Raw genomic sequence first — 14,852 nt, 5'->3', positions numbered from 1 at the left:
GCTTTGTCCACAGCTGAACAGACAAGTTTATTTTATTCATCACGTAGACTGTCAACAGGCTTTGTTAGGGCCGCTCGTATCGCTTGTGAACTTACAGTAATTAAAGCAATAAAAACGGCTAGCGCTCCTGCTAGTACAAACATCCACCATTGCATCTCAATACGGTACGCAAAATTATCTAACCATTTGTGCATCATCCACCAAGCTAGGGGAGAAGAAATGATAATGGCAATTATAACGAGTTTGACGAACTCAGTGGAAAGCATGCGTGTGATGTCGGGAACTGTAGCTCCAACAACTTTCCGGATCCCTATTTCTTTTCTGCGTTGATTGGCGGTGAAAATAGCCAAGCCGAATAAACCAAGGCAGGCCACAAAAATAGTCAGTCCCGCAAAGATGCTCAGTAATCTACCCGTTTTCACTTCTGCTTGGTAGGTTTGCGCGTATCGGTCATCCAGAAAGGAATAGCTGAATGGAATGTCTGTTGGAAAGGATCGATAGAGAGACGCTAATTTTTGAATGAGCTTCTCCATATCGGCTGTTTGGGTTTTGAGAATCAAACTCCCGGCTTGATCGCTAAGAACCATCACAAGCGGAGAGATCTGCTCATGTAAAGAGCGAAAATGGAAATCCTTAACGACACCAATAACACGATAGCTTTTGTTGTCTTTATTGGTCAATATTTTGCCAAGGCTATGATCGTTCCAACCTAGATCTTTTGCTGCAGTTTCATTGATGATGACAGAAAGGCTGTCATTACCAAATGTTTTTGCGAAATTTCGTCCTTCTTTAAGCTGCATACCCATAACCGGAATATATTCTTCATCTATATCGTAACGAATCGTTTTGACCCATTGATCAGTATTGCCATCTGGATAGATGAAAAAATTGTTGTTGTTACTTTCTCCTGCAGGGAGATAGGACGAATGAGAGACATGCTTGATTCTGCTATCTTGCATCAATAAATTATAATATGTCTTTTCGTTTTTTCCCAAAGGCCAGCTCGGTATAATAAGGACATTATCCTTGTTATATCCAAGTTTAATATGACGCATATAATCCAGCTGCTGAACAACCACCACGGTTCCAAAGATAAGTCCGACGGAAATGATGAATTGAAATACAACAAGCCCACTGCGTAAATTAAGGCCTTTAGTCGAACGACTTATTTTCCCTTTTAATACACGGAGCGGATTAAATGAGGATAGATATAACGCGGGATAGCTGCTGGAAAATAGACCGACGACTAAACCAAAAGTCAGCAGGAAGGGGATAATTTTAAAAGCGTCAAGTTTTTGAATTTCAATCTCTTTGCCTGAAATCTGATTAAATAGAGGAAGGGCAAGTAAAACAATTCCCAAAGCTATTCCCAAGGAAATATAAGTCAGGAGGACGCCCTCCAGCATAAATTGTCGCATCAGGTTTTGTTTGTCGGCACCCAATACTTTTCGTACTCCTACTTCTTTACATCGTCTAAACCCACTGGCTGTAGATAGATTCATGAAATTAATTGTAGCAATCAATAGCATAAAGAGTGCAATAGCACTAAAAATATAAACGTAACGTATATCCCCCGGAGCGCTGAGGTCGTAGTTGAAATTCGAATATAGATGGATATCTGTGAGCGGCTGTAGGTAAAGACCGATCTTATTTCCCGTTTTCTTGTATTCTTGGTAACTCATGCCAAAACCTGCCATAAATTGTGTAGCAACATGTTTGTCGAATAGTGTGGCTAAGTTTTTTTCGAGCTTTTCACGTGAAGCATTCTTCGAAAGCAATGCATAAGTATAATATTCGGAAGTCATCCACGAATCTGATCGTGAATCTTCCAGTGCATCCAAAGAGGTAAATACATCAAAATGAAAATGGGAGTTTTGAGGGATATCTTTGATTACTCCAGTGATTTTGAGGATATTTGGACTGTCTTTGATGATGAGGTCTCGACCGACAACATCGTTTGTGCCGAAGTATTTTAAGGCAGTGGATTCGGAAATCACTGCAGAATTTGGGGAAGAAATAGCTGTAGACAAATTCCCTTTAATAAAAGGGAGTGTGAAAATTTTGAAGAAAGAAGCATCCACGAAAGCCATTTTTTCTTCGTGAAACACTTTATTATTGACGACAAATAGAGGCGATCCACCGATTCTTAGTCGTGCAGTTTCTTCAACTTCGGGCAGCTCTGACTTCATAGTCGAAGCTACAGGTGGCATCACATGTGCCTCATTGATCGTTCCACCCTTGACAGTTCCTCTGAAAACAACACGTACAATACGGTCCGCATGCTCGTTGTAACGATCAAAACTAAATTCATCGGTCACATATAAGCTGATCAGAAGGCAGGTTGCAATTCCCATGGCCAACCCAACGATGTTGATAAACGAAGTGGAGAAATTGCGGGTTAAATTTCTCCATGCTATTTTTAAATTATTCTTGATCATATTGAGGCCCCTTTTATTACTATAAATGAATATTTACTCGTTTCGTAAGCTATCTACTGGATTGTTTAGTGCGGCACGTATTGTTTGGAAATTGACAGTAATGATGCTGATTAAAAAGATAGCGAGCGCGGCAAGGATAAAGAACCACCATTGTATGCCCACATTGTACGCATAATCTTCGAGCCATTTTTTTGAAAAATACCCCGCTATTGGACTGGCAATAAAAATAGCCAAGGTGGATAAGATGAGATAATCTTTTGAAAAGAGACGTGATATGTCGAGCACTGTTGCGCCTAGGACTTTGCGTATGCCAATTTCTTTGGTGCGCTGTTCGAGATTTTGCATAATCAATCCTGTGATTCCTAAGGCAGAGATCAACAATGTCAATGCACTGAATAGGATAAATAATTGCACTTGCTTGCTCTCTTTTTCATATTGTTTTGCAATCAAATCATCTATCCAATGGAAGGAAACGTGTTTATCAGGATAGGTATTTTGTATAATTTGAGATACCGATCGAAAGATTTGTTGTTCTTGTCCTTTCCCTACTTTTATCAGAATATTGCCGCTTCCGTTAAAATCTTTTGCCAAAATCACTGTTGGTACTATTTTGCTACGAAAAGACTCACTATGGAAATCTTTAATGATTCCGACGGGGATAATTTGAAGGTCTTTATACAGGATACCGAGTTTTTCTATCCCAAGCTTTTTTGCCGTACTTTCGGTCACAAGGGCATTATTGATACCTTCGTCTTCTCCCAGATCCATTTCAACATGCGTATAATCTTCAGCAGTCAATAATCGACCTTTAACCAACTGGATTCCCAAAGTCTTGGACAAATCGACATCGCCACCGATGAAACTGACTTGGATATTTTTCCCTGGATCGTCCTTGTCAACGATTGTCTTGGCGAGGTAGCCTGACCCGATTGTCGGCGTCCAGGCAGCGACGCTGACCGATTCAACCCCGGTAAGTTGACCAATTCGATCTTTTATATTTGTATTCTGTGTACCCTTGTTGAAATAATCGATGTTAAGCACATTTTTGACTTCCATTCCCAAGGGAGCTGCTTGCATATAGCTGAGTTGGGACTTGATTGTTATAAGGCCAATGATGACGATAATGGCAATGCTAAACTGTGTTGTGATAAGCATTTTTTTGATAAAGACTTCTGCATTGGGAATTTTTGATAGCTTATTTTTTAAGGCATCGGAACTCTTAATACCGGAGATCAGCCATGCTGGATAAAAACCAATTAGCAGGCCGAGGGCAATTGCAGTCGTGATAAATGCCAATAGCAACGGGAGCTGCATGGATTTAATATAAGCGAGATCATAGCCTATAAAGTGTTCCAGTTGGGACAATCCAAGTCTAAAAAGTACCAAACTACATAATGCAGAAATAAAAAACAGTAGGATTGTTTCTAACAGCATTCGTTTGATCATCTGGGCTCGGCTGGCCCCCAATACCTTATGTATATGAAGTGCTCTTAATTTTTTAACTGTTCTTACGGCGTAAATATTAATAAAATTGATACAGGAAATAATAAATACCAAAATGGCAACTCCTACGAATATGGTTGTTGTTTTTTGGTTGCCGCTGATATCTGCACTGCCTAATGGCTCCATATATATATCCTGAATAGGCTGCAGGCGAAAGGAAGTCAGCTGTTTTGTGTTAGGACTGAGGTATCCTTTATACCAATGATTTAGTTTCTGCTCAAGATCTATTCTTGGTGTTCCGGGTTTTAGCTGTACAAATTGTTCGGTGTAGTAGCCTAAGCCATCTTTGCTTAATTCCATCGATATTTTGGGCACTAAAGCAATGGCGGAAGCTCTGAGCGTTGAATTATAAGGAAGATTATCCATAACACCCGTAATGATATAATCGGATGGCTGATCGGTATAGGGGTCGGCACTTTGGATGACTTTGCCGATGACATTTTCGTTCTTAAAGTACTTTTCTTTGAATTCTTTGCCGATGAGCAAGTTTGTTTTTCCTTGGACCAGCTGTTTGGGATTGCCTTCGAGAACCTTGATGCTCAACATATCCAAGATATTTATTTCCGACTCCAAAACCTGTATGCCTATGGGCTGTGCTGAGCTTGCATGCGGTTTTAAAAAATATTTTCTGGATTCTATCCGAGCCTCATTTTGAATCTCCGGAAATACTTGTTTGAGTTCCGTACTTAAATTAACGAATGTTCTGGACATTTGGCGTTCAAGGCCAGCCGTTGAATCTATAGTGACAATCCGAAAGAGATGATCCGCATTTTTCCAGCTTTTGTCATATGAATTTTCTTCAATGACAAGAGCGAATACGAGAAGACACAAGGAAAAACCAATACTTAACCCCAAGATATTGATCCAGGTATATTGTCGGTTGCTAATGAGGCTGCGAAAAGTAAGTTTGAATGAATTCATGCCTTTCTTTATGGTCTAAAACTATAGGAAACAATGTTGTTAAACTTTGGGCTACTCATCGCGTAAACTGTTAACAGGATTACCTAATGCAGCTTTAATTGCTTGATAGCTTATCGTGGCCATACTAATCAGAATAGCTAATAGTCCAGCAATGACAAAATAATACCACTGTATCTCAATTCGATAACTGTAATCTTGTAACCATTTATCCATGGCCCACCAAGCGATAGGTGTGGCGATAAAAATTGCGACCACAACAAGCTTAATAAAATCGATTGATAGTAAAGAGGTTACTTGGGTGACACTTGCTCCAAGAACTTTGCGGACAGCAATTTCTTTCATGCGCGTTTCGGCCATATAGGCGATTAATGCCAGTAAACCCAGACAGGAAATAAAGATCGTCAATCCTGCAAAGATCATGGCCAGTGTACCTATAGCTTTTGTCTCTTTAAATTTTTCTTCGTAGGTCTTGTCAATGAATTGATATTCAAAAGGATAGTCTGGGTTGAACTTTTTAAAGATTGACTCAATCGTTTTTAAGTTGTCTGCGATATTATTGTTTGGATTTAAACGATAATGGATTGTTGTAAACCAAGCCTGTGGCCCTAATATCACCATGGGCTTTTTGTCTCCAAAAGGCGATCCAATAATGAAATCTTTGACCACTCCAACTACGGTCCATTTTGTTCCATCGCCATCCACAATGCTGTTTATAGGGCTCTTTAGATGGAGACTTTTAACGGCAGACTCATTTAAAATTACGGCTGTACTGTCCGTTGCAAATTTATAGATATCGATGTCGCGGCCTTGGATCAATGTCAAACCAAGGTTCTTTACAGCATCGGCATCGGTACTAAAACGGTTATAGGAAATGCGTTTGTCCTGTTCCGTTGGTGTCCCGGAGGTAAATCCCCAGCCATTGCTATAGAAATCAGTTACCGGCGACATGTTTTTCGAAACAGAAACAACTGCGTTGCTGGCTAACAATTCATTTCTAAGAATTTTGTAATTCTTCTCAAGATCACCTTGGATACTGCTATAAAGTAGCCCATTTTCATTATAACCTCGGTCGCGCTGCTTGGTATATTGGATTTGTTTCGCGACAATGACTGTTGCGATAATCAATATAATAGCGAGACTAAACTGAATGACGACTAAGAGCGAGCGAATACTAAGGCCTCTTGTTTTAGAAACAAATTTCCCTTTCAAGGTCTTGATAGGCTGAAATGAAGAAAGGAAAAAGGCCGGGTAGGTACCCGCTAACACACCCGTAAATAAGGCAAAACCAATTAAAAAAAGCCAGGTTGGTAAGTTTAATAACGATAAGCTAAGCTGTTTTCCGACAAGCTCGTTAAAAAATGGCAGGACAATAAAAACAAGTATAGTCGCTAGTACCATGCCGATCAGGCTAATCAATATGCTTTCAACCAGAAACTGCGCCATTAGGCTCGTCTTATTAGCTCCAATTACTTTGCGGACACCGACTTCTTTTGCGCGGCGTTCGGAACGTGCCGTACTCAAATTCATAAAATTGATGCTTGCCACCAATAAAATAAATACACCAATCCAAGCAAATAGCTTGACGATATCGATACGTCCGGAAGTATAATTTCCTCCTTTTCCGCTATTGTAAAGGAAAGAATCTGGAAAGGGGAAGGCAAAAATCTCACCCGTATTTCTTGCAGAAGTATAACCGGCAGCTTTATTACTCGTATTGATATGATCTCTCAGATAGGTTCTGATTTTGTCGTTAAATGCGTTGACTGAAGCACCTTCTTTTAACAGGATATAGGTAGTTATTGAATTATTGCTCCAGTTATCGTCTACATAACCAATTATTTTTGCATATTCAAATGGGAGGAGGATGTCAAATTTGAAACTTGAATTACTCGGAAGATCTTTAAGTATAGCTTGTACGGTGACTTGATTAACCGAGTCTATCCGAACTGATTTTCCAATTGGATCTTCATTTCCAAACAGCGCTTTTGCGTAACTTTCCGTGAGAACAAGACCTTTGGGATGATCAAATCTCACATTCTGTTCTCCTTTCACAAAAGGCAAAGAAAACATTTTGAAAAAACCAGGATCGATGAAAACAGTATTTGCTATCAGTTTCTTTTCATTGAAAGTTGTTAAAAATTGAGACCCCTCATTATATCTGGTAAAAGCTTCGATATCTGGAAAATCTGCAGCCAATGAGGGCGCTAATATTTTAGGCGTATAGGCCCAGGCTGATTTTTCGCCTTGAAATTCGTCACGATTACTCAATACATGCAGGCGATCACCCTTCTCATGAAAGCGGTCCATGGTTAACATGTTCTGCAACCAAAGTGCTATAAGTAATGCTCCGGCCATACCGATCGCCAATCCGATGATGTTAATCAAGGAGAAGGATTTGTTTTTCATCAGGTTGCGCCACGCGATTTTGATGTAATTTTTAAGCATATTTGTGGTATTTTTATCGATAAATAGAAAAAACTTGAATTTTAAAGGTCCAGCTTGTTATTTATCAGGTGTCTTTATTTTTAATAGCTACTAAAACAATTACTCGTCTCTTAAACTATCAACCGGGTTCAGAATCGCAGCTTTTATGGTTTGAAAACTAATGGTGATAAATGATACCAATAATGCACTTATCGCCGCCACAATAAATACCCACCAGTCTAGCGTGATGTGGTAAGCAAAATTTTCTACCCAGCGGTGCATGGCATACCAGCCTAAGGGTAAACTGATCAATACGGCGCATAGGACTAAGGCCATAAAGTCAACACTCAATATGTTGACAATCTTGATCGTTGAAGCACCTAATACTTTACGAATACCGATCTCTTTGAAGCGTTGTTGCACGGCATAAGCTGATAATGCAAATAGTCCCATACAGGCGATAGCAATTGTAATGATGGAAAATAACTGCATTACCCGTGTTGTTTGCTGATCTTTGAGATATAACTTGTTATAATCATCATTGAGAAAGTGATATTCAAAACTGTTTTTTGAATCAATATCTTTTATAACAGCTTTTATCTGCGCAAGAACATCTTTTACCGGCGATGTCGGATTGAGTCGAATGAAAATATTGCCGAAATAATCATATTCAGGAAAAAGTACAATTGGTTTGACTTCGTTGTGTAATGATGCAAAGTTAAAACTAGCAACAACTTGTTTGATGCTGCCCTTACGTCCGTTCAAGTTGATTTTCTTTCCAATAGCCTGTTCGGGAGTAAAACCCATGGCGGATGCAGCAAGTGTATTCACTACAAAACCATATTCTGGTGAAATAGTGTCTTGCGCGCGCAAAATGTCCGCGTCTGACAGCGGTGCGCCGGCAACGGATGGAATATGAAAAACGGATACGAAATCTTTTTCAATCGGAATTGCAGTGACATCCATATCAAAATCATTGGGTTGGCCTTCTACTTCACTGACGCTGTAGCCACCTTGGATATTGACGGGATTGTCATACGAAGCGGTAACGCCCTGGACACTATTGAGCTGCATTAACTTTTCTTTTAATAGCTGCCTTTCTTTATTTTGCCATCCTCGGCCATCAATGACCAACATATCAGAGCGATCCAATCCTGTGTTTTTAGACTGGATAAAATCCATCTGTCTACTCGCAAATAAGGTGCAGATAATAAAAAATATAGAGATACTGAATTGAAAAGTAACGAGTACTTTGCTCAAAGATATACCACTTTGTCTTTCAGTCAATTTTCGCTTAAAAATTGAAATAGGTTTTGAGCTAGCGATTGAATAGGCAGGCCAGCCACCTGACAGCAGCGTCAACAAGGCTATGAAAACAAGTAAAAGCGTATAAAACCGAGGGTCTGTCCATACGGTTAATCTCATTTCGGTACCCATAAATGAACTGAATACGGGTAACAAGAGTACCGTAGTCAGAAGGCTAAAACCAACAGCTAGAAAAACCATGAGGCTACATTCAAAAAAGAACTGAAAGAATATCGTTTTCTTTGCTGCACCCAAAACTTTCTTGACACCGATTTCTTTCTTGCGTTCAAGCGCATGTGCTAATACCAAATTTGTAAAATTGATGCAGGTTAAAATAATAAGCGCAGCACCTAACGCCATTAAAATATAGATATAAGTAATGTTTCCTGTGCCTGCTGCTTTGGAGTGGAGATGGATATCGGTCAGCTTTTCTAGGACAAATCGAAATTGATAGCCTTGTTTTGTTGCTTCGGCGAATTTTGATTTTGTCATTTGGTCCAATTTCTGTTGGATTGAACCGAACTGATCTTTGTTTTTTAGGAGCGCTATGGTTATATCATTTGCAGATGACCAAGCCATTTCTTTGTAGCGTTCTAATCCTTTGTTGGAAAGGAGTGCAGAGAAGTTCAATTGTGTATTTGTGGGCAAGTCTGCGATGATACCTGTGATTTTCCAGTTGACTTTGTCAATGGATAGTGTCTGACCGATGGCCGACTGATTGGGGAAATATTTCGCTGCGAGTTTTTTTGTTAAGACAATCTGATTTGGTTCCGCCAAGGCTGATCGTGAATCACCTTCGAGAAAGGTAAAACCTAAAGTTTTAAAAACATTTTGGTCAACATAAAGTAGGCCTTTTTCAGTTATTAGTGCCTCTTTGGATTCTATTTTACCGCCTTTGGAATAGCTGTAGAATCTGGTTGCCTGTTCTACATCCGGAAATTCAGCTTGTAAAGCAGGAGCTAAGCCTGTTGGTGTTACTGCAGAATTTACTTCTTCCGTGCTATTGGGTGCTTTATAGGTGAGGCTAATATAAGCTAGACGGTCCGCATTGGGAAGGAAACGCTCATAACTGGATTCATGATATATGTACGCTGCCAACAATAGAAAACATGTTATTCCGATACTGAGGCCAAACATGTTTAAAAGAGAAAATCCTTTGTTTTTTCTGATATTCCGCCAAGCAATTTTAAAATAGTTCTTTAACATGGTTATGAGCATTTAGACTGTTAATTAGGCTATATTCTTGTCACTTAGCTCGCTTTAGTAGAAGGCTCCGTTATTCGAAAAATAGCAAATACAAGTAGTTCAATTCGTTTGCCATAAATATAATGTATTGATTTTTAGGTTTTTGGTGTCTTTTTATGGCGGCTTTAAATGTTCGGAAACGGACAGTATAGTGTCCGTCCCCGAACAAATTGGTATTATTCGCTTCTTAAGGTTTTTACAGGATTTGCTAATGTTGCTTTAATCGCTTGGTAACTAACTGTTAATAAGGTGATGAATAGCGCAGTTAAGCCTGTGATAGCAAAGACCGTCCATGTAATTGATATGCGGTAGACATAGTCTTCCAGCCATGATTCCATGAGGAGATAGGCTAAAGGGGCTGCGAGTAAAAAGCCAATGCCTGTGAGCCAAATGTATTCTGTGGAAAGTAGTCGCCACAAGCCAAGTTCTGATGCACCCAATACTTTACGAATGCCGATTTCTTTTTCTCGTTGCTCCGTAAGAAAGGAAACCAGTGCGTAGAGACCGAGACATGAAATGAGTATGGCCAACCCTGTAAATAAACTGGTTAAGCTCTTGATCATTTCCATCTGTTGAAACTCTTTGGCATATTCCTGATCCGTAAATGTATAATCAAAAATGAGATCAGGGTCTATGCGATTGAACGCTGTGGAAATCGCTTTTAGGTTTTGTTTGAGATCTTGATTTTCATCCAGTTGAAGCGTTATCTTATTCTTTGGTAAAAATTTTAGAAAATAAGCCGTCGGTGTAATGGATTTGAAAGGAGATTCGGAAAGCGTATTTTGAATAATACCCAAGATGTGGTAATTGATACCGGCACGTGAAAGCTGTTTGCTGTTTAGGTCGGTAACTCCCATAAATTTGGCCGCCGCTTCGTTCAGAATAACAGCAGTTGAATCTGTTTTGAAATCTTTTGAAAAATTGCGTCCTTTTATAAAATTCCACTGTACAGTATTAGCAAAGTTTTCATCTACGGTGAAGATCCCCATGATCGCACCGTCTTTGGAATCATTACCTTGCCAATTAAAACCACCACCTGTTAAGGATAGGTGGTTCACAAAGTTGGAAGAAAGGGCGGCATCAGCGACAAGGCGCTGACCGATCAACTCTTTTCGAAGTACATCAAAGTTTTTGACGATAGTTGAATTGGATGAAGTAATGTTTATCAAATTTGAACTTTTATAACCTATTGGACGATCCTTTGTGAAATGCAGTTGCTGAATCACCAGATAAGTAGATATCATTAGGAAAATAGAAATAGCAAATTGCACGATGACCATTGCCTTTCTACTTCTTGATCCGCCTTTTCGGCTGTTAATTTTACCTTTAAGTGCAAGAATAGGATTAAAAGCCGATAGAAATAACGCGGGGTACATACCTGCTAAAAGACCTATAACGCCTATTCCTACTAGGGAGTAGCCATAGAAACGAATATCGGCAAAAGGGATATGCAGTGTCGTATGTGTAATCGTTTTGACCCAAGGCAAAAGCAATGTAGCGAATAGAACAGCTAACAAAAATGCGCAGGCTACAGCGAGGATTGACTCAACAAGAAAGCCTGCAATAAGCTGCCGGCGGTTGACGCCAACAGATTTTAAAACCCCGATTTCTTTTCCTCTTTTTAAGCTTCTAGCCGTACTCAGGTTAATAAAATTGATACTGGCCAATAAAATGATGAATACGCTTATCCAAACAAACATCCATACATATTGAATCTGTCCGCCTACGTTCTTTCCATTCTTGAACGAATCATATAAATGCCATTTGGACATCGGATGTAACAGGATTTCAGGTTTTATATCCGTCAGTTTTTTGTTGATGATATTTGTTAGTTTATTTTCCAAAGCGGGAACAAAGGCATCATTGTCGATCTTGGCGAAAGTGCTGAAATAGCAGCTGGACCAGCTTTCTTCAATACCTTGGTCTTTAGCAAGATAATCGACAAACGGCAATACATAATCTAAGCCATAAAAAGTGTTGTTTTCAGGAATATCTTTATAAACACCTTGAACAGTATACTGTTCTTTACCATTCAATTGAAGTGTTTTCCCGATGATATCTACCTTATCAAACAGTCGTTTTGCTAAGGATTCTGAAATTATGATGGTCGATGGATTGCTCGGTGTGGTACTATTTCCTTGTACAGATTCGAGAGAAAATAATTCGGAAAATTTTCCCATAGCATAAAACCCTGGTGCATTAAGTTTCTTATCACCTACCTTAAGATTATTGCTCTCCATATTCGTGATCAGTGCTGCATCTTGCATTTCATTTTTGAAATCAGATGCGATCGTTTTGACCAAGGGAATAGGGGTGGAGCGATCAGTAGATTTCTCATCATTGAAAGTTCCAGTCATCATGACCTGATAAATATGTTGATAATTGCTGTAATGCTTATCAAAAGAAAATTGTTTCAGTACCCATAATGTACTTATCAGGGCAACAGTAAACCCCAGTGCTAATCCCAAAATATTTATTGTTGTGTTTAAGGGACTGCGCTTCAAATTTCTCAGCGCTGTTTTTAGGAATAATCGAATCATTTTATGCTGTTGTTTTGGTTCTCAAATATAAACTATTCTTCGTGCAAACTTTTTACAGGATTGGCGTATGCCGCTTTGATGGACTGGAAACTCACCGTAAATAATGCAATAGCAATGGTTATCCCCGCCGCATATAGAAATATGGTAAATGGGAGAGTCGTTCTGAAGGCAAAACCATCGAGCCAATTTATGCTGAAATATACAGCGATTGGTACTGCGATGAAATTGGCTAAAATGACTAAGAGTAAAAATTCCCTGTTTAGTAATTGTATAATGTTAAATACAGTTGCGCCAAGAACTTTTCTGATTCCAATTTCTTTGGTTTTAACCTGTGCGGTGTAAGTACATAATCCCAAAAGTCCAAGGCAGGATATCAGGATAGCGACCAGTGCGAAAAAATTGAATAGCGCACCCTGTTTCTGTTCATTCATATATTGGTTCTGGTAACTTTCATCAAGGAAACTAGAGTTCATCGGCATATCATCATAATAGCTTTTCCAGATCTGTTGCAGTGAGTTCAGCGCGGAACCAGCCCCGGAAGTCGTTGTTTTGATATAAAGCTGCCAGCAATCTTTGGGGCTATATTGGAATACCATGGGTTCAATTTTTTGCCTCACGCTTGCATAATTAAAATCTTTTACAACCCCAATAATAGTTCCCGGAACTGTTCGAATACGTAAGCGTGTGCCAATGGGATCTTTTAGCCCCATTTCCCGTACGGCCGTTTCATTGATAATGAAATGGGTTGAATCTGCTGTTGATCCCGTAAAATTACGACCTTGTGTAAGTTTTATCTTGAAAAAATTGAGTGCAGATTGATCGGAATACGTGATGTTAAACCAGAGGTTTGATTTACTGGGTTTTCCGTCCCAGTCGTTATCTCCAGTAGAACCACCGCCATAGACCATATCTCTACCGAGGCGAATAACGGCATCAATATCCTTATTTTTTAGAAGTTCACTCTTTACTGCATCAAAATGTTTGGACATTTTCGGTGCCATGGCAACGGAAATAATGTGATCTTTTTCGTAGCCTAAATTTTGATGTTTTATATAATCTAATTGACGACCGATAACAATTGTTAAAGTGATAAGGATTATAGAAACAGTGAACTGCAGGACAACCAGTATTTTTCGTGCACTGGAATTTTTTAATGCAAACCGACCCTTCAATACCTTAATTGGATCAAACTTCGATAAAAGCAGAGCGGGATATATACTGGTGAGTAACAACGTACCCAGGAGCATGGCCAATACACTTGACCATAGCATAGGGTTGGAGAGTTGCAGAGAAATATGTTTTCCGGAGAAGTTATTAAACAAAGGGAGACAGCTGAAAACGATGGCTAATGCTAGGGTTGAAGCAATGGTAAAGAGCATGGTTGTTTCCAATATAAATTGGAAAAAAAGTTCCTTTTTACCTGCGCCGATAACTTTACGTATACCCACTTCTTTGGCGCGTGACAACGAGCGTGCAGTAGAAAGATTGATATAATTAATACTTGCAATTACAAGAATCATAATCGCCACACCTGTGAAAATTCGAACATTTCCAATACCGCCGTCACTACCATCCATTTGGTATAGATGGACCTTCGCCAGCGCTTGAGCAACGTAGGGTACAGGGGCATCCTCGGGTTTATTTCGCTCGTGTATGGATTGTAGTATTTGTGCGACTGCCGTCGGGTTAGCATCAGGTCTCAATTGTAGGTAGGTCTCAAAAGAAAAACTAGACCAATCCTCATCCATGGACGACAGAAAAGTTTTATTGTCGTAGGTAGTTTTATTTTTGATATAGGCTTGTTCATTAAATCTAGAAAGGGGCATCAGCACCTGATATTGAAAGGTGGAATTTTCAGGGTAATCGGCAATAACGCCGGAGACGACACATAGATCTTCTATTCCTAATACGACGGTTTTTCCAATTGGATTTTCATCGCCAAAATAACGGCGTGCTGTACGCTGGGTGATTACAATTGAATTGTTATCAGGGAAAGGTCGCTTTGGGTCACCTTGCAATATGGAAAAGTCAAAAACACTAAAATAGCTGGGATCCACAAACGCAAAGTTCTTTTCATTAAACCTTTTATCTTTATACTTGATGGCGGCATCACCGATTTTAAATATGCGTACAGCATCCTGAACTTCGGGAATCTCCTTCTTGGCAGAACTTCCAACCGGAGCAATGATGGATCCAAAGATTCGTTTTGATATCCCCGTTCCCCCCTCTATTCCAATTTTGTAAATGGAGCGCTGATGTTTATGGAATCGGTCAAAGGACAGCTCATCTTGTATCCAGAGCAATAGGAATATCCCCACAACCATTCCTGCTGTTAATCCTAAAATATTAATGGCACTGTAGAATTTATTAGAAAAAATACTTCGCCACGCGGTTTTGATGAAGTTCTTTATCATTGTTATGGGTTTTTAAGTTCTTAATACATGTTATGAATACACATAAGCCTATCTCTTTTACT

Annotated in this window: 6 protein-coding genes; all 6 read right to left on the bottom strand. The window is 39.4% G+C overall.

All coding sequences use genetic code 11. The annotated features are described in order from the left end of the window. Positions 1-32: 32 nt before the first annotated feature. The 6 genes from A9970_RS17715 to A9970_RS17690 all read right to left on the bottom strand — a co-directional run bounded on the left by A9970_RS17715 (position 33) and on the right by A9970_RS17690 (position 14,790). On the bottom strand, positions 33-2,438 hold the full coding sequence (locus A9970_RS17715; protein ID WP_182983253.1) for an ABC transporter permease: 2,406 nt from the start codon (positions 2,436-2,438) through the stop codon (positions 33-35). A 33-nt stretch (positions 2,439-2,471) separates the two neighbouring features. Continuing rightward, on the bottom strand, positions 2,472-4,862 hold the full coding sequence (locus A9970_RS17710; protein ID WP_182983252.1) for an ABC transporter permease: 2,391 nt from the start codon (positions 4,860-4,862) through the stop codon (positions 2,472-2,474). Positions 4,863-4,913: 51 nt separating this feature from the next. Further along, positions 4,914-7,307, bottom strand: coding sequence for an ABC transporter permease (locus A9970_RS17705; protein ID WP_182983251.1), 2,394 nt, complete (start codon positions 7,305-7,307; stop codon positions 4,914-4,916). Between the two features lie 99 nt (positions 7,308-7,406). Continuing rightward, on the bottom strand, positions 7,407-9,797 hold the full coding sequence (locus tag A9970_RS17700) for an ABC transporter permease (RefSeq protein WP_182983250.1): 2,391 nt from the start codon (positions 9,795-9,797) through the stop codon (positions 7,407-7,409). A 215-nt stretch (positions 9,798-10,012) separates the two neighbouring features. Continuing rightward, the gene (locus A9970_RS17695) at positions 10,013-12,376 is read right to left on the bottom strand and encodes an FtsX-like permease family protein (RefSeq protein WP_182983249.1); all 2,364 of its coding nucleotides are present in this window, start codon (positions 12,374-12,376) and stop codon (positions 10,013-10,015) included. A 32-nt stretch (positions 12,377-12,408) separates the two neighbouring features. Then, positions 12,409-14,790 (bottom strand): ABC transporter permease, encoded by a 2,382-nt coding sequence (locus tag A9970_RS17690; protein ID WP_182983248.1) that lies wholly within the window; start codon positions 14,788-14,790, stop codon positions 12,409-12,411. Positions 14,791-14,852: the final 62 nt, after the last annotated feature.

Source organism: Sphingobacterium sp. UME9 (assembly GCF_014170215.1).
In the GTDB taxonomy this organism is placed as follows: domain Bacteria; phylum Bacteroidota; class Bacteroidia; order Sphingobacteriales; family Sphingobacteriaceae; genus Sphingobacterium; species Sphingobacterium paramultivorum.
Note: the sequence above shows the minus strand (reverse complement) of the source record. Positions and strands in the feature narration are given on the sequence as shown.